This window comes from uncultured Anaerovibrio sp. (assembly GCA_902786545.1).
Classification (GTDB): Bacteria; Bacillota; Negativicutes; order Selenomonadales; family Selenomonadaceae; genus Anaerovibrio.
Genome location: CADACU010000015.1, coordinates 1 through 25,484 on the forward strand (window position 1 = coordinate 1; position 25,484 = coordinate 25,484).

The following is a 25,484-nucleotide window of genomic DNA, read 5'->3' on the forward strand; positions in this document are numbered from 1 at the left end:
ATCCAGTGGCCGTATATAATGTCAGTGGTGAATACGCTATGGTGAAAGCGGCAGCCGCTAACGGCTGGATTGATGAACAGCGGATTGTGTTGGAGACCCTTACCAGCATGAAACGGGCCGGGGCAGATATCATTATTACCTATCATGCCTTAGATGCAGCTAAGTGGCTGCAGGGGTGACAAGTTAAAAGGTTGCAATAGCCAACTGCAGGTCTAACGGGACACGCTCTCGCTGGAGACAGTTTCCTTATAGACACTACATCTGGCTCATATCGATATATAAGAAAGCTTGTATTGGAGGCATATATGCTAAATTTGGAAAAGTCAGCGGCCGCGTTTGCCGAGGCCAAGAAATTGATGCCAGGGGGCGTTAATAGCCCGGTACGGTCTTATCGGAATGTAGATTGTAATCCGCCGTTTATTGAACGGGCTGAAGGGAGCCATATTTTTGATATAGATGGCAATGAGTACATAGATTATGTTGGCTCCTGGGGACCTATGGTGGTGGGACATGCTCATCCGCAGGTGGTCAAGGCATTGCAGGAAGCCGCTACTCGGGGGACCAGCTATGGAGCCCCTACGCTGCTGGAAAGTGAGCTGGCCAAGCTGGTAATGGAGGTTTATCCTTCTATTGAAGTTATCCGCATGGTGAATTCCGGTACGGAAGCCACTATGAGTGCCATTCGGGTGGCTCGGGGCTTTACTGGCCGACACAAAATTGTAAAATTTATCGGTTGTTATCACGGTCATAGTGACGGACTTTTGGTAAGGGCCGGCTCCGGTCTGGCTACCTTTGGGGTGCCGGATAGCCCGGGAGTTACACCGGGAACAGCCAATGATACCATTACTATTCCCTACAATGATGCCGAAGCCATCACAGAGGTTATGCAAAAGCATGGCCAGGAAATTGCGGCTATTATTGTAGAGCCGGTGGCTGGCAATATGGGTTTGGTACTGCCTAAACCAGGGTATTTGGATTTGCTCCGCAAGCTGACCAAGGAAACGGGTTCCCTTTTGATTTTTGATGAAGTAATGTGTGGGTTCAGGGCTTCCTTGGGGGGCGCGCAAAAGGCCTATGCTGTAAAGCCGGATTTGACCTGTTTGGGGAAAATAATTGGTGGTGGGCTGCCAGTGGCCGCTTATGGCGGTCGGGCTGATGTGATGAATTGCGTGGCACCGGCGGGCCCGGTATATCAGGCGGGGACACTTTCTGGTAATCCATTGGCCATGACGGCTGGGCTGGAAACCTTGAAAATCATTACGGCAGAGCCGGAGCCGGGGGAACCGGATTATAGCCGAGTTCTTACCATTAAGACGAAGAAACTGGTACTGGGCATTGCGGCCAAGGCCAAGGAAGCCGGGGTAACTATGCAGGTGCAGCAGGCTGGGTCAATGTTTGGTTTCTTCTTTAATGACCGGGAAGTGGTGGATTATGAGACTTCTGCAGCATCCAATCAGGAGGCTTTTAAGGTGTGGTTCAAGGCCATGCTGGAGCAGGGGATATATTTAGCCCCATCCCAGTTTGAAACATTGTTTATGTCTGGGGCCCATACTGATGAGGATATTGATCGGACCATTGATGCGGCTGGGATTGCCCTTAAACAGGTTTCTAAATTTTTAAACTGATAATCATTTGCAATACCTCTGGTTTTGTGGTATTATTTTCCTCGTGAGGAATGTAGTATTTTAGTGTTTGTACAAAATTGGAGGTATTTTTGTATGAAAAAGAGTTTAATAGCAGCAGTTTCTACTGCTTTGATTGTTGGGGCTGCCAGCACTACATTTGCAGCGGCTAATCCGTTTAGCGATGTTCCAGCGGACCATTGGGCCTATGACGCAGTGAGTCAGCTTCAACAGGATGGAGTGGTAAACGGCTATGTGGATGGCACTTATCGGGGCGATCAGTTGATGACCCGGTACGAGATGGCCCAGATTGTGGCCAAGGCTATGGCTAAGACCAGTGGATTTACTGGCAAGGCATCCAGTAATGACCGGGCTATGGTGGATAAACTGGTGGCGGAGTTTAAGGATGAACTCACCAATTTGGGTATTCGCCTTGATGATATTGAAAAGCGGTTGGATAATGTTATTTGGGAAGGGTCTGTTGCTTATGAATACAACAGTGACAGACGCCCTACTGGCAAGACTACTGGTCAGAAGGTTATGCTCACCCTGACTCCGACTATGGCTATCAATGACAATTGGCGGGCTCACGCCACCATGGAGTTTGCTATGGATGCCAATGCGGCCCACGCCTCAACTGCTGGTGACGATGTGCCATATAACGGTTCCTATTTCAGCGTGAAGGAAATCTTTGCCGAAACAGAATTCTCTGATAGCGGAAACATTATGCTGGGCCATGTTCCAGTGGAATCCGTAGCGGATGGCGGTATGGTAATAAGTGATGCCGTTTCCGGTGCTCAGGTGGCCTATGGTGAAAAATGGCGGGCTGTATTAACTGCCGGCCGGTTTAACTTTGACCCGGGCAAGCACAGCAATGATGAGGGAATGTTGTTGGGAGACCCGACCATCAATACTCCAGTAGCCAACTATGCTTCTTTGGAAGTGGTTACTCTTTCCGATAAATATACCTTAGGCGCGGCTTATCATTCTTTCCGCAGTAGTAAGCTGGGGGAATACATCGGTCTGGATGATTACACCGATGATGCCATGAATATTTGGAGCGTGGGTGGTGCCTACAATTTCACGGACAAAATCAGCTTGGGGGCAGCTTATGCCAAAAATACCAAGGGCTCCGGGGTGAATGCTTCTATGAAGAAAGCCTACAATGTCCAGTTATCTTACGGCGGGGCTGATCCAGCTGCTCCAGGCTCCTTTGGGGCATATGTGGGCTATCGGTACCTCACCAGAGCGGCCGCACCAAGCCCATCCTTTGATGGTGTAATGGCCACCGGCTTGCAGAACCAGAAGGGCTGGGAAGTAGGCGTGTCATATACACCGTTTACCAATGTGGTAGGATCTCTGGCTTATTTCAAGGGCAAGGAATTCACTGCCGACACTGAGACGGATGGCAGCAAATACTTCGGTAAGCTGGAATTCATCTTTTAATCATAAACTAATGATAAAATCCTGTATAACAGATAAAATACTGTTATACAGGATTTCTGTTTATCCTGGGCTTTATTGGACTACATTCAGTTGAAGCTTATAGCTCCAACCGAGTAAGGCTCATTTTATAAGTATTCAAGAAAAGAAAAAATGCCAGACAAAAATGTCTGGCCAAAGCAAAATAATAATAAAATAAGTGCTTTTGAGTAAGCTACATTAGTAGCTCAAGTGAATAGTAGCAAAACTTCAGAGAATTGTCCAGCTTTTTTGTGAAAATTTTTTAAGTCAATGAAGGAGGTGGCCTGTGTGGAAAAAAATGGCAAAATTTAGCTGGCTGGAGTATAATCTAACTTGTGAGTGTGAAGTATGTAAATTTTTCCAATATATTCTATTTTAGGAGGATTATAATATGCTAAGGAAATTATTCAGTATCTTTTTAAGCGCGGTGTTCCTTTTTTCTTCGTTGGGAACTGCCATGGCTGAGGTGCCAAATACCGCTCATGGCAAGCTGGAAGCCGTGGAAAAGGTAGTTTACGGTGATGTGCAGACCGGAGCTATTGTGGAACGGATTGAACGGCTGGAAAAAGACTATGAGGGGACTACTGCCCGTGGTGGTATGATGGAGCGGATTAACACTCTGTATGACACCACCTTTGACAATTCTCAGTCACCATCTCTGTTGACTCAGCTCAATGCATTGGAGTGGACTATTTCCCATAATGTAAGCATGGATTCCGTGCAGAAACGGGTAAATGATATGGAGAATGTCATCAATGGTAAAAATTCTTCGGGATCCTTTAAGACCAGAATTGAAAAGCTGGCTACCTTCGCCTTTGGAACTTCAACTATTCCATTGACTCAGGTAACGGTTCCGGCTAATACATTGGTTAAGATTTCTCTGGTGACCCCAATCAATGCCAAAAATCTCAAGGCTGGCGATGTAATAAAATATCAGGCCGCTGAGGATGTTATTGAAAATGATATGCTGATTATCACTAAAGGTGCCCCTGGTGAAGGCGTAATCAAAAAGGTTACCCAGGCCAAGAACTTTGGTCGCGATGCGGAAATCGAAATGGATTTCAAGGATATTGAGGCAGTAGATGGAAATCCTCTGGCTATGATATTGGGTGAAGAAGCCAAGAAGAATATGGAACAGTTGGGAATGGCTGCCGGAGCCAGCCTGGCCGGTATGCTGGTACTTGGTCCAATTGGAATTATTGGTGGTGCTTTTGTAAAGGGCAAGAATATCAATTTGCCGGAAGGTACTGAACTGTACATTCAGACCAGCAGTGACAACACTGTTTACGCTATTCCAACCACCGGGAATTAAAATAAGTTATTTCAGCCCTTCTGGCTATGCTGGAAGGGTTTTCCTTTGCTTGTGTTTGCCTACTAAATGGAGTATCATATAATAGAGTAACTTTAGATAGGGGAATAATCCATGAATAAGAAACTAAAAGCTCTGATATGTACTGGACTGGTGCTTTCAGCCGTTTCAGCGCCAATGGCGGCCTATGCCAGTTCGTATCACAGTGATACGGATACCAATGCAGATGCACTGGATTATATAGAAAATAACCGTCGGGCCGGGCGGGATAATATATTGACCGATGAACAAAAACAGCTTGTGCAGGATGCCCTGGAAATGCGGCGGAATCTCCGTGATCCATTGGACCCTGCCAAGAATGTTCCCGTGGCAGTTGAGGGTGATGATTTGGTTTATGACCAGCGCACCGGCGATTTTTCAGCCACCGGCAAGGTGAAAATTACCTCCTTGGATGCACAGCGTTTTGTCAGTGACGAAGCTAACGGAAATTTGAACAGCAATGAAATCAATGTTCCAGGCAAGGCCCATATGCTGCAGATGACGCCAGAGCAGGCTAAGATTATATTGGATGGGTATAAAACCCAGTATAACTACAGTACCAAAACCGGTAAGATGGAAGATGCCCAGGGAAAGGTAGACCATCAATACATCAAGGCTAAGCGGATAGAACTGTATCCGGATAAGATAGTGGCCTACGATGGATATATGACCAAATGCTCGGCTATCCATCCGGACTATCGAAGCTCGGCTTCTATGATTGAAATCTATCCGAACGATAAGATAATTTGCCATGATTTGAAGTTCTGGTTGGGTAGTATACCGGTGTATTCCCGCAAGAAGCAGACCTTTAAGCTGGGGGGCAAGGATGGCAGCCAGATGCTGCCACGGGTTGGTTATAATAATCATGATGGCTTGTGGCTGAGCAAGGATTTCCGTTATTATTTGAATAAAAACCTGTCCTTGTATGGCTTTGCCAAATTTACCTCTAAGCATATGTTCCGCAACAATGGCAGTATCATTTGGGAAAATCCGGTGGGGACTTTTGAATTGATGTCGGGCTATTATCAGGGCTCTAAGCACCTGTGGCTGAAAAAAGCCCCATCCTTTGCTTATCGCAAGGCATTGCGGATAAGTGATTTGCCGGTGACCTGGATTCTTGAATATGAGCGTGGTCATTGGAGTCAAAAGGATATTCACAGTATGCATACGAACTATGGCCTGAGGCTGCGGCTTGATACTATTAAGCTGGGGTGCTACCGCCTGGATCTTGGCAGTAACTATTCGGTTATCAAGGAGTCAGCCAGCCCAAAGGATATCCGAGGTATGGGCTATACCGCCTTGCTCAGACGGGATGTGGATGACCGGTGGTCATACTATGCACTTTATAGCTATACACAGGCCAATAGTCAGAATTATATATTCGATTTTGACCTGGACAGCTATTCCCGGAAGGTGGCCGCTGGCTTTAGCTATCGGTTTGACCATAACAACCGTATTGTGGCAGGTTCAGCTTTTAATGGCAGTACCCACGAGCTGGAGGATATTGACCTGTATTGGTTCCACGATATGCACTGCTTCCAGTCGATTGTCCGCTATCGGGCCAAGCGCCGGGAAGTGAGCTTTTCCTTGCAGTTTAATCCGTGGTAATAAAGGAGTCCGTAATGGATAATTCATTGTTGAATGTAATAGAGAAAATGCAGGGCAGTGAGGTGCTGATAATCGGCGATATGATTGCTGATATCTATTTGGAGGGCACTATTTCCCGCATTTCCCGGGAGGCACCGGTTTTGGTCCTGGAGCAGGCCGCCGAAAGGGTGGTGGCCGGCGGAGCGGCCAATGTGGTGAATAATGCTGCAACCTTAGGTGGCAAGGTGCACGCTGCAGGCCTTTTAGGGGATGACAGTGGGGCTGCTGGTCTTATAAAAATTCTGTCGAATCAGGGCGTGGATGTGGCAGGCTTTATTCGGGATGAGTCCCGGCCAACCATATCAAAGACCCGAGTTATTGCTGGTGGACGGACTACAGTGAGTCAGCAGGTGGTACGTATTGACAAGGAAAGCAAGAGCCCTATGCAGCCTGACCATGAGGAATTGCTCAGCCAGTATTTGGCCAAGGTTTTACCGATGGTGCAGGGGGTTGTCCTCAGTGATTATGGTAGCGGTACCATTACGGAGCGGCTGAAAAATCAAATTTTTGACTATTGCCGGGCGCATAATATACCAACTATTGTGGATTCTCGGTATGATATTTTGCGGTTTAAATCCGTGGATTATATCAAGCAAAATGATGCGGAGCTGGCCGCGGCTGTGGGCCGTTCACTGAACAGTGAAGCTGAGCTGATGGCCGCTGGTAAGGAGCTGCTGGAGAAAATGTCAGCCAAGGGCGTACTCATCACCCGGGGGGAGGATGGTATGACCTTGTTTGGGGCGGATGGCTCCGTGCATAATATCCCCGTATCAGATAAGAGCGAGGTTTTTGATGTATCTGGTGCCGGCGATACCTGTGTAGCCACTGTTATCCTGGCTTTAGCGGCCGGAATAGAGCCACTGGCCGCCGCCACCTTGTCCAATATTGCCTCGGGTATTGCCGTGCGCAAAATGGGCACTGCAGTGGTAAGTGCTGAAGAATTGCGTGAATTTATAACGAGGTGAAGATGTCCCCCTCCTCTTTAGGCGGGGGTGAAAACAAACTACAACAGGTGGTGAGCATATCTCCCACCTCGTTGCGACGCGAAGCTAGTCCTTTAGGGAAACGCTAATTGGAGAAAGAAGAAAAATTTGAACAATGGCATTATAACAAGTCGGGGGTAGAGGTACTTTATGCTGATTGATTCTACGAAAATTGCCGATTTTTGTCAGGTCCTGCGGGACGGCGGGCAAAAGGTGGTATTCACCAATGGTTGCTTCGACATCCTCCACGCCGGGCATGTACGATATTTGAATAAGGCCCGTTCCTTTGGGGATTGTCTGGTGCTGGGATTGAATAGTGATGCCTCAGTGCGGGGGCTGAAGGGACCTAATCGGCCTATTAACAACGAGCAGGATCGGGCCGAGGTGGTAGGTGCCTTGGGCTGTGTGGATTATGTGGTTATATTTGATGAACCTACCGCTGAGGCCTTGATAACCAAGGTGCATCCCGATGTGTATGTAAAAGGTGGGGATTATACCATAGAAACCCTGCCAGAGGGACAAATAGTTCAGAAATATGGTGGTAAGGTGGAGCTGGTGCAGCTGGTGGAAGGCCGGTCTACCACTAATGTTATCAATAAAATACAGGCAGGAGCAGAGTGATGAAGGATATTAAAAGCGTTTTAGTGGTCAAGCTAAGTGCCATTGGGGATGTTATCCATGCCCTGCCGGTGTCCTATGCCATCAAGGAAACTTACCCTGAAGCCAGGGTGACCTGGGTAGTTGAGCCTCCGGCCTATGATATATTGAAGGATAATCCGTATATTGACAATATTATTGTCTTTGAAAAGAAGAAGTTTAAGTCCATGCGGGGCTTTTTAAAAAATTACGGTCCCTTTACCAAGATTTTGAACGCAGATAAATACGATGCTTCTTTGGATTTGCAGGGACTGTTTAAGTCTGCGGCTATTGCCTGGAGTGCCAAGGCTCCTATACGATTGGGGACCTGCAATATGCGGGAGATGAGTCACAAGGTAAGCCGTCCGGTGGTGGGACCTAATGCCAATGGCCATATTGTCGAGCGGTATTTGGATGTGGTCCGGGAACTGGGCTGTCAGGTTAATAAGGTGGTTTTTCCTATGGAAATATCCCAACGGGATCAGCAGGCGGCCGAAGGTGCTATGCAGCAGGCAGGCATTCGTATGGAAAATCCTTATGTGGTGTTGGCCGTGGGGGCAAATTGGCCCAATAAAAGGTGGCCAACCCGCTATTATGCCAAACTCAGTGACTGGCTTTATGATCGAAAAATTATTCCGGTGATTATTGGTGGCGGCATGTTGGACAGTACACTGGCCGGGGAAATTGACGCGGAAGCGGAAATTCCGCCTATTATTCTGGTGGGAAAGACCACACTGAAGCAGCTGGCTCATGTGATAAAAAATGCCAAGGCAGTGGTCGGTGGGGATACCGGACCGGTGCATTTGGCGGCTGGATTGGGAGTACCAACAGTGATGGTAATGGGTCCGACTGATGCCAATCGCAATGGTCCATACGGACAGCTGGAAAATGCTATTGAAGCTAACCGGCCATGTAAGTATTGCTGGAAACGGGCTTGCCCAAAGGGGTTGGAATGTTTGTCAGTCATCCACCCGGAAGCTGTGGAAGAAAAGCTGAAGAATTATCTATAACCCCCTTTGTATTCCCCCCAGGGGGAACAAGTTGGGTATAGGAAATATCGATGATGTTGCTCGACGGTACCTTTAAATTTGTATTCCGCCAGAGGGAACGAGTTGGGTATAGAGCGTCTATTGATAATAGTCAACCTTGGATTGTGCGCCGAATAATCCTTGGCTTCCCTGGGGGAGCTGTCATCTGAAGGATGACTGAGGGGGTCTTGTGTAGGAAGGGTGTTTTCGTGTGCCAGTTTTACCATACAATGCAGATAATGTTAAATTCGCTAAAGCATTGAGAAAGAATATGACGCCAGAGGAACGAAAACTGTGGTTTTGTTTTCTACGAAAGCATATTCCCAAATTTGTACGGCAAAAACCCATTGATAACTATATTGTTGATTTTTATTGCCAAGCAAGAAAGATAGCAGTAGAAATTGATGGAAGTCAGCATTATGATATTAAAGGGGTTGATTACGATACAAAAAGGACTGACATATTAAACAACTTTGGAATTAAAGTCATCAGATTTAGTAATAGAGAAATAAATCAACAATTTAAGGAAGTATGTACTGTAATAGAGCAGTATTTACACGAATAACTGTATGGATATAAACAACTTAACCATAAATAAAATACTCATTATTGATTTGGCGTTTATCGGTGATGTTATTTTGGCTACACCGGTGACCAGAGCCATTCGGGCTAAATGGCCCCAAGCGGAAATCACTATGCTGACTGTTCCATTGACGGAGCCGGTGGCCCAGATGAACCCCTATGTGGATAATACACTGGTTTATGATAAGCGCGGCTCCCATAAGGGCTTGTCCGGGATGTGGAAAATATCCCGTGAGTTAAAAAAATACGGATTCGATTTAGCCGTATGTATGAATTTTGCAGCCAGAGGAGCTATGGTGGCTTGGTTGGCCGGTATACCGTACCGGCTTGGTTATGACGCCCAGCATGCCGGTTGGTTTTTGACCTGGGCGGCCAGTCATATTCGCCAGGGTATCAAGCATGAGACTAAAAATCATCTGGAGGTGTTGACCCCGTTTGGTTTTAGTACGGATGATACCACTTTGACCTTAGTTCCACCGGCAGATGCGGTGGCTTCTATGGAGAGCAAAATGGTGCAGCAGGGGATTGTGCCTGGCCAGTACTATGTGGTATGCCCATTTGGCAGCTATGAGCGTAAAAATATGCCATTGCCGATGGCGGCCCAGCTTATTCGTCAGCTAAATGACCGGTATCCGGTGTATCTTATTGGTGGTCAGAAAGAAAAGCTAGGTCTGGATGGTTATGCTAAGGCTGGTAAGTTGCCGGAAAGCCATGTTTTAGCCGGCACATTAAATTTACAGGAGCTGGCGGTATTTATCCAAAAGGCTCGAGGTATGGCCACAGTGGATACAGGACCAATGCATATAGCTCAGGCCATGCATTGTCCGACAGTGGCTTTATTCGGCCCGACTGACCCAAAGGTTTGGGGGCCGGAAAATGATAACAGCTGTTATTTGTACACGGATGAAGAATGCTCTCCTTGTTGGGGCAAGGGGCCCTGCAGAGATAATGTGTGCATAAAGAAACTCAAGGCGAAGGACTTATATGAAAAATTACAATAATATCCTGGTTATAAATCTGATGCATATTGGGGATTTGATGTTGGCCACACCGGTGCTGAGAACACTGCGGGCCAATTTTCCCCAGGCCAATATTACCCTGTTGGCGGATAAAAAGCTAGGGGATTTGGTGGTGCATAACCAGTGGCTGGATGAATGTCTGTTAATCGATAAAAAAGGGGCCGACAATCGGCTTATGGCGTTTATAAAATTCATTTTTAAGGTTCGCCGGAAAAAATATGACCTGGTAATAAATCTTCACCGCAATGAGCGGGCCTCCGCTTTGGCTGCCTTTAGCGGGGCCAGAACTATTGTGGGGTATAGCAAACCAATATTTTCACTATTTTTTACCAAGGTAATGCAAAATCCATCGGTGGCACATCATATTGGCCGGGGTCTATTTCATATGTTCCCGCCCTTTAAGTATGTTCCGGGCTGGAAGCATCAGGTTCATGCCCATTTGGAAGTCCTGCAGAAAACGGTTGGGGTAGAAAAAATTGATGATGGCGGTCTGGAAATGTGGATTGACCAAAAGGATACGAACCGGGCGGAGGAAATATGGCGGGAAAGCTTTCCAGCCGAAACAAAGGTGGTGGCCTTTAACATTGGAGCCAGTTGGTTGACCAAACGCTGGTTGGACTGTAATTTTGCCCAATGTGCCGATGAATTGTTGGCCAAGGGCTATGGGGTGGCTTTTTTTGGTGGTCCCATGGATACAGAAATCGTCGAAAAATGCATTAGTTTGATGAAATATAAAAATAGTGAACTTATCAAGATTTTTACCGGGAAATTATCCTTGGGCGAGCTGGGGGCTATGCTGAAGAAGTGTGCCTTGATGCTGACCACGGATTCCGGACCAATGCATGTAGGCGTATCACAAAATGTGCCGGTGGTAACGATGTTTGGGGCGTCACCGGTGCCAGGGTTTTATCCCTATGATGCCAAGTCGGTGCTGATAAAGGCACCGGAGAAGTGTCATCCCTGTGGCATGCATCAATGCCCGTGGGAGGGGGATCGGAATTTGGCATGTATGAAAAATATACCAGTGGCTACAGTGATGAAATATGTATGGGAGCTGCTGGCAAAATATGAGGATATGGCCGGCAATGTGCCACGGGAATACGGGGCTTACGAATGTCGGGTAGTTGATGTGGCAACGGGTGAGTAAGGAGGATATCATGACCGCAAAAAAAGACAAGCTGAAGAAATTTGTCACTGCAGGAATGGCCAGAGTGCATATTCTGGTGGTGGGTGATGTGATGTTGGACAAGTACTATTATGGTGAAGTTACCAGGATTTCTCCGGAAGCACCGGTACCTATTACCAGAGTAGTAGACACCAAGGACACCATGGGTGGTGCGGCTAATGTGGCTCATAACTTGGCTTTGCTTGGCTGTCAGACATCCATTGCCGGTTTTGTGGGAAATGATTATCATTGCCAGACCTTGATGGAAAAATTCGTTTCCCGGGGAATTGATTATAAAGGCATAATATATCGGGAGGAACCAACCACTACCAAGTTGCGGGTTATTGGCGGGCATCAGCAGATGCTGCGGCTCGATTTTGAAGATACAGAGCCGGTAAAACCATTATATGCCAATCGGTTGATAAATTTTGTGGAACAGACTATAGAGAACGGCATTGACGCAGTGATTATTTCCGACTATGGCAAAGGCGCTTGCACGGAGGATGTCTGCAGTAGTATCATCGAGCTGTGTAATGGAGCCAAGGTGCCGGTATTTGTTGACCCAAAGGGCCGGGAGTGGGACAAGTATATGCATGCTGATTTCATCACCCCAAATGTGAAGGAAATCAACGCCATTTTGGAAAAACCGATTAAAAATCGGGATGAGGCAGTCCAGCAAGCCGCTACCTATATAATGAGCAAATTCAAGATAAAGAATGTGCTGGCTACCCGGTCGGAGTGCGGTATGACCATGGTAAGTGCCAAGGAGACGGTCCACATTCCTACCAAGTCCCAGGAAGTGTTTGATGTATCCGGTGCCGGCGATACGGTTATTGCGGTATTTGCCCTGGGAATTGCCGGTGGTCTGGCTCCACGGGAGGCAGCATATCTGGCCAATCTGGCTGCCAGCGTTGTGGTGGGCAAACTGGGAACCTATGCAGTCAGCAAGGAAGAATTGGAACATGTCTTGTTGCAGCAGATGCAGGAGGAAACTAAGAAATGATTATTGTAACTGGTGGAGCTGGGTTTATAGGCAGCAATATTGTCAAGGAATTAAATCGACAGGGGCGCAGTGATATTCTTATTGTGGATGATTTGAATAACCGTAAACAGGAAAATCAGTCCTATCGGAACCTGCGTGGCCTGAAGTTCATCGATTATATGTACAAGGATGATTTCCTTGAGGCGATAAAGAGCAATGAATTCGATGGTACAGATGTGGATGTAATTTTTCACGAAGGCGCTTGCTCCGATACCATGGAATACGATGTAAACTATATGATGAAAGCCAATTATGAGTATTCCAAGGCGGTACTGCATTTTTGTATGGAACATCGGATTCCATTTTTGTATGCGTCCTCGGCATCAACTTATGGTGGTGGGGAAAATGGCTTCCGGGAAGGGGATGAGTGTGAGGATGCCTTAAATCCGTATGCTTATTCCAAGCTGCTCTTTGACCGGTATGTTCGGCAGGTAATGTCCGATGCCCAGAGCCAGATTGTAGGCTTGAAGTATTTCAATGTTTATGGCCCGCAGGAGCATCACAAGGGAAATATGGCCTCTATTTTCTATCAGCTGTATCATCAGGTGAAGGATAATGGCGTATGCCGGCTGTTCAAGGGGTATGGTAATTTCAGTGATGGTACCCCAATTCCGGACGGAGGCCAGAAGCGGGATTTCATCTATGTTAAAGATGTGGTAAAGGTAAATCTTTGGTTCTGGAAAAATCAGGGACCAAGTGGCATATACAACTGCGGCACTGGCGTAGCCCACACCTATAATGAGGTGGCTGACTCCGTTATTAAAGCGTTGGGAACCGGCCGGATTGAGTACAGGGAGTTCCCGGAGGTGCTAAAGGGCAAGTATCAGAATTATACCCAGTCAGACACTACCAATCTGTTGGAGGCTGGCTATGATGAAGGATTTTATGATATGTATGAGGCCGTAAAGGAATATTGTGACTTCCTGGATGCCGGGGGATATTTCAAATACGGTAAATGATATGAAAAAAGCCATTTTTTTCGATCGGGACGGAACCTTGAATGAGGAGGTTCACTTCCTGCACAAAATCGAGGATTTCGTTTGGACAGAAGGCGCCATTGAGGCCATTAAATTCTGTAACGATCATAACTATCTGGCTATTGTTATCACTAATCAAAGTGGCGTAGCCAGAGGATATTATCCGGAAGAGGATATCATGAAACTGCATCAGTGGATGAATGACCAGCTGAAAGGCCATGGAGCCCATTTTGACGGGATATATTACTGCCCCCATCATCCGGAGGGGATAATCGGGAAATATGCACTGAAGTGTAATTGCCGCAAGCCCTTGCCGGGCATGTTGCTCCAGGCTGAGAAGGATTTTGACATTGATATGGCCAAGTCCTATTTGATTGGGGACGGAGCCCGGGATGTGGAATGTGCTGAAGCCGCTGGCGTCAAAGGGATACGATATACCGGGGGAAATCTTTATCAGGCCCTTATGGATGGTATGAAAGAGAATTAAAGGACGAGGATATAATGAAGTTTGTGCAGATTGCTCACGCAATTACAAAGGATGATGCGGCCAGCCGACAGCTGTTGAATATGGATTCCATGCTAAAGGAGCTGGGATACGACACGGCGATGTTTGCTCACAAGGTGGACAGCCGGTTGGCAGATCAGGTGAAATCCATGGAGGATTTTTCGGCGGCAGCGGAAGATATCATCATATATCATATGACTACCGGCACCTCCTTTAACAAGTGGGTATATAACTATCCTCATAAAATTGTACTGTTCTATCACAATATTACTCCTGCCAAATTTTTCTTCGGCAATGCTTGGGGATCATGGTGGAAGTGCATAAAGGGCCGGCGGGAATTAAGAAAAATCGCCGCCAACAGCTTTTTTGCCTGGGGAGCTTCGGAGTATTCCCGCAAGGAGCTGGCTGCTCTGGGGATGCAGCATACGGAGGTTATGTCCATTGTGGTGGAGCCGGAAAAATACACTCAGTATGAACCGGTACCTTCTATGCTGGACAAGTACCAGGATGATGTCCCAACGCTGCTGATGGTGGGGCGGGGGGTACCTCATAAAAAGCTGGATGAAGCTATAGCGGCAGTCCACTGGTATAAGGAACATATCTCGCCGGCTATTCGGTTGGTACTGGCGGGAAATATCAAGAGCAGTTACGCCAAGAAGTTGCATCGAATGGTGGAGAGTTTTGGATTGGTTGATCAGGTGATTTTTACCGGCCAGATATCCAATGAGGAATTGTGTACCTGGTATCGGATTACTGATGCAGTTCTGTCCCTTAGTGAGCATGAAGGATTCTGCGTGCCATTGGTGGAGGGGATGATTTTCGACAAACCGGTATTTGCCTATGCCTGTTCTGCTGTGCCGGAGACACTGGGCGAGGCCGGTGTACTGTTAAAGGATAAATCGCCTGAAGCAATCGCCACCGTTATAAATAATGTGTTAAATGACCAGGATAAGCTGGCCCAACTGGCTGATGGAAGAAAAAAGCGGTTGGCGGCGTTTTCCTATGACAGATTGATGGAAAAATTCCGTCAGGATATAAAAACTATAATTGAGCTGAAGAAACAGCTCAGCTAGGATGTGCAACAATGGCCAAGCTTACGGTTTTGATTTTGGCAAAAAATGAAGAAAAAAATATCAGCGACTGCATAAAAAGTGTCTTGTTCGCTGATGAAATACTGGTTATAGATGATTTTAGCACGGATACCACGGCAAGGATTGCTGAAGAACTGGGGGCCAGGGTTATCCAGCATTCTATGGATGGCAATTGGGGTCAGCAAAAAACCTTTGGCATTGAGCAGGCCAGCCACCCATGGATTTACCTGTTGGATGCGGATGAACGGGTTACTGAGCCATTGAAGGAGGAAATCCTCAAGGCCATAAATAGTGAGGAAAAGTTTGTTTATTATAATGCCCGGTTAAATCATTTCTGTGGTAAAGTAGTAAGACACAGTGGCTGGTTTCCGGATTACGGTATCCATCTCATTCCCAAGGATGGCTCCTATGTAACGGGGTATGTCCATGAGGAAATACACTATAATTATCCGGTGAAAAAAATGCCTAAGTCGGCATATTTGTTGCATTATACCTATGTGTCCTGGGAACAGTATCTGCGGAAGCTGAATAACTATACCACTCTGGGGGCCAGAAAAAAGTTTGATGCGGGCAAGCGGGCCGGTATTTTGGATATTATTTTCCATCCGTTGTTTGGGATGTTTAAAATATTTTTTATTCAGCGAGCCTTTCTGGATGGACTGACTGGTTGCTTTTTGACAGTCGGGCATGGAATAAGCGTGTTTATGAAATATTCCAAGCTGTACTATCTGGGGAAGGGGATTGGTACCGCTGACAAGGGAAAGAGCTGAGAATTAGTGAGTGATAATAAATTGCAAAGCTACACTGCTTTAGGAAAGCAGATTTACGATATAAGAAAGACCAGGGAGGCCAGACGGTATTATGTATTTGTGCTGCGGTCAGTTTTTTTGCGGGGAAAATTGGACAAGCTACAGCGGCATTTTACCAGCACACCGTTGTTGACTGAGGTGCAGAAGCTATATCCATTTGTTTATGAACAGCCTACCCGGGCGTTTTTTTATAACAAGTCCACCTTTGAGGAGCGGGCTGAGATTGTAACAAAGCATATGGATTATTTAGCTGAAATGCTAAAACCAGAGGTGTTGTTGGACATTTATCGGGAAAAGGATATCCCGCTTTGGGAAGGCGGCGATGTAGATGGCAAACGATTTTGGGCATCGCTTTTCTATGAGCCGGGACAGCGGAAGGAAGGCATTTTATCTGTGATGCTGCGTCTGGATGAGGAACCGCTGTACCAGATGATTTTTTGGATTGCTCCGGATAAGGCCGGGGAATGGTCCATGTGGATTGGGGCTATGCAAGGTCCGAATATGGATGATGCCAAGGAGGTTATCAAAAAGATAACCAAGCGTTGTCACAGCTATCGCACGAAAAATCTTATTCTATACATTGCCCAGGCGGTGGCCCGGGGATTGGGGTTAAAGCGAATTTATGCTGTAACTAATTATGGCTATTATGCCAATAACCATGTAAGGATGGACCGGAAGCTGAAAACATCCTTTAGCGATTTTTGGGCAGAAGCCGGAGGACATCCCACCGAGGATAAGCGCTTTGATATCCTGCCGTTAGTGGAAACCCGGAAAACCATGGAGGAAGTACCTACCAGAAAACGGGCAGTATACCGCCGGCGGTTTGAATTGTTGGATGAGATAGATGACAGTGTAAATAAATCATTGATAAATTTAAGTCGTAGTAATAAGGCATTAGAATTGGGAGACTAAGGATGCGGATTTTATTTGTTTGTTCAACAGAGTTTCAGATATTAAATGCTCTCAATATAAAGGTTCATCTTTTTCCTGACAGTCAGGCGGATATTGTCCTGCAACGGGCTGAATACAGTGGGATTGCAGCACGATTGAGACCCTTGGGGTTATTCGATAATATTTGTTGTGCAAGGCCATATCTTATGGATTTACATGAGTACAAGCTGGCAATGCGTGAAACTGGTCACTGTGATACAAGCATTGGTGGTGCTATATTGAATTCACTTGTTAATATGTGGAGGAAGATTGCTGGTGGTATTTTAGGGCCGAAGTATCATTTGAATAATTTGCTGGATGATTATAAAGCTATTCGTGATACCCATTATGATATGGTTCTTATGCAGAGTGGTAATGCGATTGTACGCAATTTTTATGCCGATATGCATGGGAAAACCGAAATGGCAATTTTGGACGAAGGTATAGGCTCTTACTGTGATAATACAATTTGCCATAAGGATACAAAGGCGGATGCGGCCTATCTTTATGATCCGGATATTGCAGTGTATAATAATGATGATATTGCGTTTGTCAGGATACCTAAGCTGTCGTCTGAGGATAAAGCTTTCGTCAGCATTTTAAATAAAGTTTTTGATTATTTACCTAAATCTAATATTCATAAAAACGAATTGATATTCTTTGATCAGGGTGGCGAACTCATGCCATCATATTTACAGAATCCCAATTGGCTGGTGCGATTGTTGTTGGCTAATTCCATAAGAAAGCATCTTGAGAATCATGAAAGCTATATAACACAGGTTAAAACCTTTAAAAAAATTGCTGCCGACCAAACAGTTTACATAAAATATCACCCAAGAACACCAGAGGGAATGCTTAAGGAATATGATGCAACTAAATTTAAAGCTATAGAACCACGGAAAATTCCATGGGAATTGTATGCTATAAATAATAATGTCACTGGGTGCAATCTTTTGACAATTTCCTCAAGTTCCATATGTTTATACCCTATGACAGTCGGTGGCGACAATAAATGTATAGTATTGTACAAGTGTGTAGGTCATGATATGCCGGAAAAATATCGAAAAATGATGGATAATATTGCAGAAAAATATAAAGATTATTTTGTTATTGGTAATGATTTAGATGAAGTTTGTTCCGAGTGCCAACAAAAGTCAACTTATTCAAAAGGATATAGTGTATAATACAATTCGCGGCTTGATGGGAATAACTTTTTATAACCAAATGAATAAGAATGATATAATATACAAAATTGATAAGGTGGTGTGTATAGCGTATGCTTACAAACAAAACGATATTGATTACAGGTGGAACAGGGTCCTTCGGAAATACCTTTGTTCCAATGACCTTAAAGAAATATAATCCAAAGAAGCTTATCATATATTCCCGGGATGAGATGAAGCAGTGGAATATGGCCAAGAAGTTTCAGGGAGACGAACGAGTTCGTTTCTTTATTGGTGATGTAAGAGATAAGGACAGATTGTATCGGGCCCTGAACGGAGTGGATTTTGTAGTTCATGCAGCAGCTACTAAGATTGTGCCTACCGCTGAATATAATCCTTTTGAATGTATCAAGACAAATGTAAATGGTGCTATGAATATCATTGATGCTTGCATTGATTCGGGGGTTAAGCGGGTAGTGGCTCTTTCCACGGATAAAGCCAGCTCTCCGATAAATCTTTATGGCGCAACAAAGCTGTGCTCTGATAAGATTTTTATTGCCGGCAATTCATATTCTGCCGGAAAGACCAAGTTTGCAGTGGTACGCTACGGCAATGTAATGGGCTCCCGTGGCTCCGTTATCCCATATTTTCTGGAGACAGCCAAGAGTGGCAAGCTTACCATCACTGATAAGCGGATGACCAGATTTATGATTTCTCTGGAGCAGGGGGTTGAACTGGTTTGGCATGCCTTTGATGATATGGAGGGCGGCGAAATCTATGTAAAGAAAATACCTTCCATGAATATCTGTGATATTGCTACTGCCGTGGATGATAAAGCCGAGCAGGTGGAGATTGGTATCCGCCCTGGCGAAAAGCTCCACGAGCAGATGATTGGTGTGGAGGACTCACACTTCACTTATGAATATCCGGAGCATTTTAAAATATTGCCGCAAATTTGCAATTGGGGGCCTATGGAAGCCATGATAAAGGGCGGTACAAAGGTACCGGAGGGCTTCAGCTACACCTCGGACAATAATAAGGAGTGGATGAGCATACCACAGCTTCAGGCATGGATTGAAGCAAATCGCATAAAAATTGGCAGTATTTAAGCGGAGGAAATGAATTGGAAGATTTAGCTATAAATGGTGGAAAGCCGGTCTTTGACAAAAGAATCGGTTATGGGCATCAGTACATTGATGAGGCAGATATACAAGCTGTGGTGGATGTGCTGAAAAGTGATTTTCTCACCTGTGGACCGAAAATTGAAGAAGCAGAGAAGAAGCTTTGCGACATAACAGGAGCAAAACACGCTGTTCTTATTGCCAATGGTACGGCAGCTCTTCATGCCATGATTTTTGCGGCCGGTATTGGCCCGGGGGACGAGGTTATTACTACACCCCTTACTTTTGCGGCATCGGCTAACTGTGCCCTGTACTGCGGGGCCAGACCGGTATTTGCCGATATAAATCCTGAAACTTATAATATTGACCCGCAAAGTATTGAAGAAAAAATTACCGATAAAACCAAAGCCGTTGTGGCAGTGGATTTTACGGGCCAGGCAGTTGAAGCAGATAAAATACGGGCCATCTGTGATAAGCACAATCTGATTTTTATCGAGGATGCAGCCCATTCCCTGGGAACTAAGTATAATGGCAAGCTGGTAGGAAGTATTGCCGATATGACTGAGTTCAGCTTTCACCCGGTAAAGACCTGTACCGCTGGTGAGGGAGGGGCCATTACCACCAATGACGATGAGCTTTATAAGAGACTTGTATTGTTCCGTACCCATGGAATCACCAGAGCACAGGAGCTTATGGACAAGCCGGCGGAAGGTGGCTGGTATTATCAGCAGATTGATCTGGGATATAATTACCGCATGACGGATATGCAGGCGGCGTTGCTCAGTTCTCAGCTTGATAAGCTTGAAATGTTTGGCAAAAGGCGTAAGGAACTGGTGCGGCGGTACGATGAGGCTTTTTCTGCTATGCCTGAGATTGTTGTGCAGAAAGAGATTCCGGAATCAGATACAGTACGCCATCTGTATATCATTCAGCTGAATTTGGATATGCTGACCTGCAGTCGCAGGGAGATATTCGAGGCTCTGCAGGCCGAAGGAGTTGGGGTAAATGTACATTATATACCAGTATATTCCTTCCCATACTACCAAAAGCTGGGATATAGGATGGGCGAATGCCCAAAGGCCGAGCACTTGTATGAAAGGATTATATCCATTCCTTTGTATTATTCCCTGACCGATGCGGAGCAGGACAAGGTCATTAAGGCCATAGAAAAGGTTATTGCATATTACAGAAGGTGATTTTGGTGGAACTTTGTTTAGGGACAGTTCAATTTGGCATGAATTATGGCATAAAGGGGCAGAAGCAGCCAAGCGTGGAGCAGGCGGTGGAAATGCTTGATTATGCTACCCAAAACGGCATCAGTACAATAGATACTGCTAATGCCTATGGTACTGCTGAGGATGTTGTAGGAACTTTTTTGGCGAAGAAAACCATCTCCAGAGATAAGCTGTTTATTATTTCCAAGTTTCGTCCTAATTTATTGGATGGTGTAGCAACAGATGACTATTACAGGATAATGCGGGAGAATTTGGAAAATACTCTTTCAAGACTGGGAACGGATTATTTGGACAGCTATCTTCTGCATAGTGCCCGATATGTTTTCAGTGATGAAATAATTAGTACTCTTAACCGGATGAAACAGGATGGCTTGGTAAAACGGGTGGGAGTATCTGTATACGAGCCGGAGGAAGCCAAGAAGTGTATAGAGCGGCCAAATGTGGAATTCATGCAGCTTCCTTATAGCATTTTTGACCAACGGATGGAAAAGGCGGGAGTATTTAAGGAAGCTGAGAGGGATAATATTCAAATTCATTCCCGTAGTGCGTTTATTCAGGGCCTTATCCTTATGGGGGAAGAGGAAGTGCCATCGTTCCTGGCGAAAGCAAAACCGATAGTTAACAAAATTTCTTTGCTCTGCCAAAGACACGGATTATCAAGAATCGCTTTGGCGATGAACTATGTTAAGCAGCAATCACGGATTAGCCATTTGGTATTTGGCGTGGACAGTATTGAGCAGTTAAAGGAAGATATTAGAATTTTCCAGGAGGATATTCCGGCGGATACTATTGATGATATTGCCAAAGAGTTTAGGGATATTGAGGCAGATATTGTTATGCCAAGCTTGTGGAAAAAGTAACCCATAATATTTACGGAGATGATAGCGTGGAAGTTTTGGCGATAGTTCAGGCGAGGTGTTCATCCAGTCGACTGCCTGGCAAAGTTATTAAAGAATTGGCTGGTAAGCCGATGATAGTGCAGGAACTGGATCGGTTGAGCCGCAGCAAGATGATTGATAAAATCGTACTGGCTACCAGCACAGAGGATAGCGATGACCCGTTGGAAAAGGCGTTGTCCGGGACAGGTATAGAGGTTTTTCGTGGCAATCTGGACGATGTACTGGACCGGTATTATCAGTGTGCCAAACAGTACCAGCCCAAGCATGTAGTAAGAATTACGGGGGATTGTCCGGTAATTGACTGGCGGTTGGTGGATGAGATAATAGACAAGCACATTGCCCATGGCAATGACTATACGGTTACCAGTGAGGAATTTCCGGATGGACTTGATACAGAGGTTATGCGCTTTTCGGTACTTGAGAAGGCATGGGAAAAGGCCAGAATGCTATCGGAGCGGGAGCATGTGACGCTTTATATACGAAATCATAAGGAGGATTTTAATACGGAAGAAATTTCTTGTGTGCGAAAACTGGATTACATGCGCTGGACTGTGGATGAGCCCCGGGATTTTGCCTTTGTGGAAAAAATATATGATGGACTTTATGAAGATAATCCGGATTTTTCTATGGAGGATATCCTGCTTTTGCTGGAGAAACAGCCGGAGCTGTTGGATATAAACAGTGATATTCAGCGCAATGCCGGCCTGGCAAAATCCTTGGCTAATGATTCAGAAATATAACATAAATGTATAAGGAGATGCAGATTAATGCAGAGTTTTACCAAATCCCAGGAATTATTGAAAAGAGAGTTGCAGGTTTCTCCTCTGGCGGCCCAGACATTTAGTAAATCCTACCGCTATTTTTGTCAGGGAATAGCACCAAGCTATATGGACCATGGGGAAGGCTGTTACATATATGATGTGGACGGCAACAAGTTTATTGACTATATGTGTGCTTTGGGGCCAATTACGGTCGGTTACAATGAGCCATCAATCAATGAAGCAGTAATCAAGCAGGTAAATAAATTTGCCAGCGGGTCCCTGCAGTCAGAGCTGGAAGTGGAGCTGGCGGAAAAATTGTGTCAGATTGTTCCTTGTGCGGAAATGGTTCGGTTCGTAAAAAATGGCGGTGATGCCACTACGGCAGCCATCCGCTTGGCCAGAGCCTATACAGGCCGGGATATGGTGCTGATGTCCGGCTACCATGGTATGCATGATTGGTCTATTGGTGCCTCGGAAAACCATAAGGGTGTGCCGGAGGCAGTGCGCAAGCTGACCATGAATTTTACCTATAACGATTTAAATGACTTGGAGGACAAGCTGAAGCAGCACGAAGTAGCTGCCGTTATCCTTGAGCCAATTCAGAGTAATGGACCTCAGGAGGGCTTTTTACAGGGCGTAAAGGAATTAGCCCACAAATATGGTGCGTTGCTTGTTTTTGATGAGGTGGTATCTGGCTTCAGATATGCCTTGGGTGGTGGCTCTGAACTTTGTGGCGTGGTGCCTGATATGGCGGCGTTTGGCAAAGGTATGGCCAACGGTTATCCTATTTCGGCAGTGGCCGGCCGCAAGGAAATATTGCAGCAGATTGAGCATGGGGTATTCGTATCTACCACTTTTGGCGGGGACAGCATCTCCATGGCGGCAGCTCTGGCTACCATAAAGATTTTGGAGCAGCCAGGATTTTATGAGCATATAACAAAGATTGGTACTATGCAGCGGGATGGTATTGCCGAGCTTATAAAGAAGTATGATTTGGGGGATGTGTTGTCCGTAAGTGGTATGCCTGCTCATGCGGGGGTATCCTTCGAAGGACATGGTTCTCTGAATTACTTGGATATTCAGTCGGTATATTCTCAGACTATGATTGAAAATGGTATTCTGGTATTTGCCATATATAACCTTAACAAGTCGCATACAGAAAAGGAAGCTAAGGCATATATTGAGGCAACAGACAAGGCCTTTGCCTTGATTAAAGAGGCCGTAGAAAAGGACAGCCTGGAAGGAATTTTGCGTGGGGGCAGGGTTGATCCGGTATTTAAGAGAAATATTAAGTGAGTATATAATATGTTGGATTTGCAGCAGCTATTTGTAAACGAATTTAATGGATTGGCTAAATTGGCCAATACCTGTCCTGGTACTTGGCAAGAAATATCTTCAAGTTTGTCATATTTACCAGTAGCATATACACGGGATTCATTGGAATACCAATATGCTTATATGAGTGCTTTTGTAGATGAATTGATAGATATATCCGTTGTGTTGTATCAAAAAGATAGGATTATAGGTTTTTGGCCACTATCTTTACGGAAAAAGGATGGTGTCTATGAATTTGCTACTAATCAGGGAGCAGTTTTGCCGCCTGTTTATTTGCCGACTATTTCTGAGCGTTTGATAAAGAAATATGACAGTCTTTGTCTTGAAGCAATGAAAAAACTATATGATAGCAATAAAGACAAAGTTAGTATCAGCAGTAAATGGGTGACAACAGTATCATTTTTAGCAAGCAATATTTTGTCTCAAAACATATTATGGGAACAAAAATGTATGTTATTGGGGGCTGTTCCTAGAGTTCTCCACGGTTTGTATGTAGATTTATCCAGAGAAGTGAAAGATATACATGGTAATTTGCGTAAGTCTTACCGTTCATTGATTAACGAGGGCGAAAGATTGTGGCAGGTAGAAGTTCACGATAAGGTTAGTGATGAAGTTTTTGAAGAATTCCACCAGCTTCATATAGCCGTATCTGGGCGAGTGACCCGGCCACAAGATACCTGGGAATTACAGAAAAGAGCAATAAATGATGGCCAAGATTTTTTAGTAACAGTTCGTGATGGTGAACAAGTGTTGCGTGGGGGGGGGCTGTTTGAATGTTCTTCAACGGAAGGGTGTTATGCAGTTGGTGCTTATGATAGAAATCTATTCGATAAACCTGTGAGCCATGTTGTTCAGTGGACAGCTATTAAGCATCTAAAGGAAACAGGTAGAAGATGGCATTATGTTGGACAAAGATTTTATCCTGGCGATATTCCATCCCCAACTCCAAAAGAGTTGCAGATTGCCTACTTCAAAGAAGGATTTGCAACTGATACGGTTTTGACTCTGTTATTAAGTGTGGATCTTGAAAAAGGAGCTTTGAGATAATCAAAGAAGTGCTATAGATGTCAAGGAATGTATTGATTCGTGTAGATTCATCGGTTTTTATAGGTAGTGGTCATCTGATTCGATGTCTTACTTTAGCAGAACAGCAGCGTAGCGATGGCGCTGATGTCACATTTGTTTGTCGGAATTTAGAGGGAAATCTGTCTGAGTTGGTAAATGAAAAAGGCTTTAATTTGGTATTGCTTCCTCAGACTAGCTGTGATAACACACTAACTGGTTATGCCAAATGGTTAACTACAACGCAAGAACAGGATGCGACTGAAACTTCTGATGTATTGCAAAAGCTTGGCAAAGTTGACCTTGTCGTAGTTGATAGTTACGCCATTGATGAAACTTGGGAAAAGCTAGTTAGACCATACACAGATGAAATTTTTGTAATTGATGATTTGGCCAATCGAAAGCATGACTGTGACATTTTGCTTGATCAGAATTTTTATTTGAATAAGGATGAGCGATATACAGGCTTGGTGCCGGACCATTGCCGGTTGCTACTGGGACCGCGGCATGCTTTGCTGCGGGAGGAATTTTATTCTGCCAGGCAGGATATGAAGCCGAGAAGCGGAGACTTGCACAATATATTGGTGTTTTATGGTGGAGCGGATGCCACAGATGAAACTAGCAAGGCAATAGAAGCCCTGCACTCTTTGCAGGAAAATGGCGAGCTGGCCCAGGTTGATGTAACGGTTGTGGTGGGGGCCAGTAATGCAAGAAAAGATGCTATTGCAGCTCGCTGCCAAAGGGCCGGTTTTCAATACTTCTGTCAGGTAAGCAACATGGCTGAACTGATGGCGGAAGCGGATTTGATGCTGGGGGCCGGAGGATCAACTACATGGGAAAGATGCTTCCTGGGCTTGCCGGCTATCGTGACTGCGGTGGCAGACAACCAGTTTCAAATATGTGAGGACTGTGCTACGGCAGGTATAATACACTATTTGGGGCAGTGGAATGAAGTGACGGTAGATGATATTTGTCAGGCCATAAGGGAATTTACTGTTCCTGAAATGTCTATATCAATGCAAAAGAAAATGAGCCAGCTATTTGATTGAAGTATCACATT

The 25,484-nt window shown here is 45.3% G+C and carries 24 protein-coding genes and 1 pseudogene; all 25 read left to right on the plus strand.

From position 1 onward, the window contains the following. A pseudogene (locus QZV24_RS04360) lies at positions 1-179 on the plus strand (porphobilinogen synthase); the annotation flags it as partial. 126 nt (positions 180-305) lie between these two features. Then, a complete protein-coding gene (gene hemL, locus QZV24_RS04365) occupies positions 306-1,625 on the plus strand; it encodes a glutamate-1-semialdehyde 2,1-aminomutase (RefSeq protein WP_294520648.1) in 1,320 nt (439 codons plus the stop codon). Between the two features lie 93 nt (positions 1,626-1,718). Then, positions 1,719-3,068: a putative porin gene (locus tag QZV24_RS04370; protein ID WP_294520651.1), complete on the plus strand. Its 1,350-nt coding sequence runs from the start codon at positions 1,719-1,721 to the stop codon at positions 3,066-3,068. A gap of 409 nt (positions 3,069-3,477) precedes the next feature. Then, positions 3,478-4,398, plus strand: a complete 921-nt coding sequence (locus QZV24_RS04375) for a hypothetical protein (protein WP_294520654.1) — start codon at positions 3,478-3,480, stop codon at positions 4,396-4,398. A gap of 111 nt (positions 4,399-4,509) precedes the next feature. Further along, a complete protein-coding gene (locus QZV24_RS04380) occupies positions 4,510-6,042 on the plus strand; it encodes an LPS-assembly protein LptD (protein ID WP_294520656.1) in 1,533 nt (510 codons plus the stop codon). 14 nt (positions 6,043-6,056) lie between these two features. Beyond that, the gene (locus QZV24_RS04385; protein ID WP_294520659.1) at positions 6,057-7,046 is read left to right on the plus strand and encodes a bifunctional heptose 7-phosphate kinase/heptose 1-phosphate adenyltransferase; all 990 of its coding nucleotides are present in this window, start codon (positions 6,057-6,059) and stop codon (positions 7,044-7,046) included. Positions 7,047-7,214: 168 nt separating this feature from the next. Then, complete coding sequence (gene rfaE2, locus QZV24_RS04390; protein ID WP_294520662.1) at positions 7,215-7,685, plus strand: D-glycero-beta-D-manno-heptose 1-phosphate adenylyltransferase; 471 nt, start codon at positions 7,215-7,217, stop codon at positions 7,683-7,685. Next, a complete protein-coding gene (locus tag QZV24_RS04395; RefSeq protein WP_294520665.1) occupies positions 7,685-8,710 on the plus strand; it encodes a glycosyltransferase family 9 protein in 1,026 nt (341 codons plus the stop codon). Before rfaE2 ends, QZV24_RS04395 begins: the two co-directional genes overlap by 1 nt. 229 nt (positions 8,711-8,939) lie before the next feature. After that, a complete protein-coding gene (locus QZV24_RS04400; RefSeq protein ID WP_294520668.1) occupies positions 8,940-9,293 on the plus strand; it encodes an endonuclease domain-containing protein in 354 nt (117 codons plus the stop codon). A gap of 4 nt (positions 9,294-9,297) precedes the next feature. Further along, the gene (locus tag QZV24_RS04405; protein ID WP_294520671.1) at positions 9,298-10,311 is read left to right on the plus strand and encodes a glycosyltransferase family 9 protein; all 1,014 of its coding nucleotides are present in this window, start codon (positions 9,298-9,300) and stop codon (positions 10,309-10,311) included. After that, positions 10,295-11,476 (plus strand): glycosyltransferase family 9 protein, encoded by a 1,182-nt coding sequence (locus QZV24_RS04410; protein WP_294520673.1) that lies wholly within the window; start codon positions 10,295-10,297, stop codon positions 11,474-11,476. Before QZV24_RS04405 ends, QZV24_RS04410 begins: the two co-directional genes overlap by 17 nt. Positions 11,477-11,486: 10 nt before the next feature. Further along, positions 11,487-12,497, plus strand: a complete 1,011-nt coding sequence (gene rfaE1 / locus QZV24_RS04415) for a D-glycero-beta-D-manno-heptose-7-phosphate kinase (protein ID WP_294520675.1) — start codon at positions 11,487-11,489, stop codon at positions 12,495-12,497. Beyond that, positions 12,494-13,495, plus strand: coding sequence for an ADP-glyceromanno-heptose 6-epimerase (gene rfaD, locus QZV24_RS04420; RefSeq protein WP_294520677.1), 1,002 nt, complete (start codon positions 12,494-12,496; stop codon positions 13,493-13,495). The genes rfaE1 and rfaD overlap by 4 nt, the downstream gene beginning before the upstream one ends. Position 13,496: 1 nt before the next feature. Further along, on the plus strand, positions 13,497-14,000 hold the full coding sequence (locus tag QZV24_RS04425) for an HAD family hydrolase (protein ID WP_294520679.1): 504 nt from the start codon (positions 13,497-13,499) through the stop codon (positions 13,998-14,000). Positions 14,001-14,014: 14 nt separating this feature from the next. Beyond that, positions 14,015-15,091, plus strand: coding sequence for a glycosyltransferase family 4 protein (locus QZV24_RS04430; RefSeq protein ID WP_294520681.1), 1,077 nt, complete (start codon positions 14,015-14,017; stop codon positions 15,089-15,091). 11 nt (positions 15,092-15,102) lie between these two features. Continuing rightward, complete coding sequence (locus QZV24_RS04435) at positions 15,103-15,879, plus strand: glycosyltransferase family 2 protein (protein WP_294520684.1); 777 nt, start codon at positions 15,103-15,105, stop codon at positions 15,877-15,879. 6 nt (positions 15,880-15,885) lie between these two features. Then, complete coding sequence (locus tag QZV24_RS04440; protein ID WP_294520687.1) at positions 15,886-16,830, plus strand: VirK/YbjX family protein; 945 nt, start codon at positions 15,886-15,888, stop codon at positions 16,828-16,830. A gap of 2 nt (positions 16,831-16,832) precedes the next feature. Further along, positions 16,833-18,032: a hypothetical protein gene (locus QZV24_RS04445; RefSeq protein ID WP_294520690.1), complete on the plus strand. Its 1,200-nt coding sequence runs from the start codon at positions 16,833-16,835 to the stop codon at positions 18,030-18,032. Between the two features lie 92 nt (positions 18,033-18,124). Then, positions 18,125-19,120, plus strand: a complete 996-nt coding sequence (gene pseB / locus QZV24_RS04450; protein ID WP_294520693.1) for a UDP-N-acetylglucosamine 4,6-dehydratase (inverting) — start codon at positions 18,125-18,127, stop codon at positions 19,118-19,120. A gap of 14 nt (positions 19,121-19,134) precedes the next feature. Next, the gene (gene pseC / locus QZV24_RS04455; protein WP_294520696.1) at positions 19,135-20,328 is read left to right on the plus strand and encodes a UDP-4-amino-4,6-dideoxy-N-acetyl-beta-L-altrosamine transaminase; all 1,194 of its coding nucleotides are present in this window, start codon (positions 19,135-19,137) and stop codon (positions 20,326-20,328) included. A 5-nt stretch (positions 20,329-20,333) separates the two neighbouring features. Next, positions 20,334-21,227 (plus strand): aldo/keto reductase, encoded by an 894-nt coding sequence (locus QZV24_RS04460; RefSeq protein WP_294520699.1) that lies wholly within the window; start codon positions 20,334-20,336, stop codon positions 21,225-21,227. A 26-nt stretch (positions 21,228-21,253) separates the two neighbouring features. Then, a complete protein-coding gene (locus tag QZV24_RS04465) occupies positions 21,254-22,006 on the plus strand; it encodes a glycosyltransferase family protein (protein WP_294520701.1) in 753 nt (250 codons plus the stop codon). A 27-nt stretch (positions 22,007-22,033) separates the two neighbouring features. Next, positions 22,034-23,323, plus strand: coding sequence for an aspartate aminotransferase family protein (locus QZV24_RS04470; protein ID WP_294520704.1), 1,290 nt, complete (start codon positions 22,034-22,036; stop codon positions 23,321-23,323). Between the two features lie 9 nt (positions 23,324-23,332). Further along, positions 23,333-24,409, plus strand: a complete 1,077-nt coding sequence (locus tag QZV24_RS04475) for a FemAB family protein (protein WP_294520706.1) — start codon at positions 23,333-23,335, stop codon at positions 24,407-24,409. Positions 24,410-24,426: 17 nt separating this feature from the next. After that, entirely contained in the window at positions 24,427-25,473 is a 1,047-nt protein-coding gene (pseG, locus tag QZV24_RS04480; RefSeq protein WP_294520709.1) for a UDP-2,4-diacetamido-2,4,6-trideoxy-beta-L-altropyranose hydrolase, read from the plus strand. Positions 25,474-25,484: the final 11 nt, after the last annotated feature.

Excerpts from the sequence above, each read along its gene's own strand:
- QZV24_RS04405 (WP_294520671.1), top strand. The coding sequence starts at position 9,298 with ATGGATATAAACAACTTAACCATAAATAAAATACTCATTATTGATTTG.
- rfaD (WP_294520677.1), top strand. The coding sequence starts at position 12,494 with ATGATTATTGTAACTGGTGGAGCTGGGTTTATAGGCAGCAATATTGTC.
- QZV24_RS04475 (WP_294520706.1), top strand. The coding sequence starts at position 23,333 with ATGTTGGATTTGCAGCAGCTATTTGTAAACGAATTTAATGGATTGGCT.
- QZV24_RS04435 (WP_294520684.1), top strand. The coding sequence starts at position 15,103 with ATGGCCAAGCTTACGGTTTTGATTTTGGCAAAAAATGAAGAAAAAAAT.
- QZV24_RS04380 (WP_294520656.1), top strand. The coding sequence starts at position 4,510 with ATGAATAAGAAACTAAAAGCTCTGATATGTACTGGACTGGTGCTTTCA.
- QZV24_RS04375 (WP_294520654.1), top strand. The coding sequence starts at position 3,478 with ATGCTAAGGAAATTATTCAGTATCTTTTTAAGCGCGGTGTTCCTTTTT.
- hemL (WP_294520648.1), top strand. The coding sequence starts at position 306 with ATGCTAAATTTGGAAAAGTCAGCGGCCGCGTTTGCCGAGGCCAAGAAA.
- QZV24_RS04430 (WP_294520681.1), top strand. The coding sequence starts at position 14,015 with ATGAAGTTTGTGCAGATTGCTCACGCAATTACAAAGGATGATGCGGCC.
- QZV24_RS04470 (WP_294520704.1), top strand. The coding sequence starts at position 22,034 with ATGCAGAGTTTTACCAAATCCCAGGAATTATTGAAAAGAGAGTTGCAG.
- pseB (WP_294520693.1), top strand. The coding sequence starts at position 18,125 with ATGCTTACAAACAAAACGATATTGATTACAGGTGGAACAGGGTCCTTC.
- QZV24_RS04385 (WP_294520659.1), top strand. The coding sequence starts at position 6,057 with ATGGATAATTCATTGTTGAATGTAATAGAGAAAATGCAGGGCAGTGAG.
- QZV24_RS04370 (WP_294520651.1), top strand. The coding sequence starts at position 1,719 with ATGAAAAAGAGTTTAATAGCAGCAGTTTCTACTGCTTTGATTGTTGGG.
- QZV24_RS04395 (WP_294520665.1), top strand. The coding sequence starts at position 7,685 with ATGAAGGATATTAAAAGCGTTTTAGTGGTCAAGCTAAGTGCCATTGGG.
- rfaE2 (WP_294520662.1), top strand. The coding sequence starts at position 7,215 with ATGCTGATTGATTCTACGAAAATTGCCGATTTTTGTCAGGTCCTGCGG.
- rfaE1 (WP_294520675.1), top strand. The coding sequence starts at position 11,487 with ATGACCGCAAAAAAAGACAAGCTGAAGAAATTTGTCACTGCAGGAATG.
- pseG (WP_294520709.1), top strand. The coding sequence starts at position 24,427 with ATGTCAAGGAATGTATTGATTCGTGTAGATTCATCGGTTTTTATAGGT.
- QZV24_RS04445 (WP_294520690.1), top strand. The coding sequence starts at position 16,833 with ATGCGGATTTTATTTGTTTGTTCAACAGAGTTTCAGATATTAAATGCT.
- QZV24_RS04410 (WP_294520673.1), top strand. The coding sequence starts at position 10,295 with ATGAAAAATTACAATAATATCCTGGTTATAAATCTGATGCATATTGGG.
- QZV24_RS04425 (WP_294520679.1), top strand. The coding sequence starts at position 13,497 with ATGAAAAAAGCCATTTTTTTCGATCGGGACGGAACCTTGAATGAGGAG.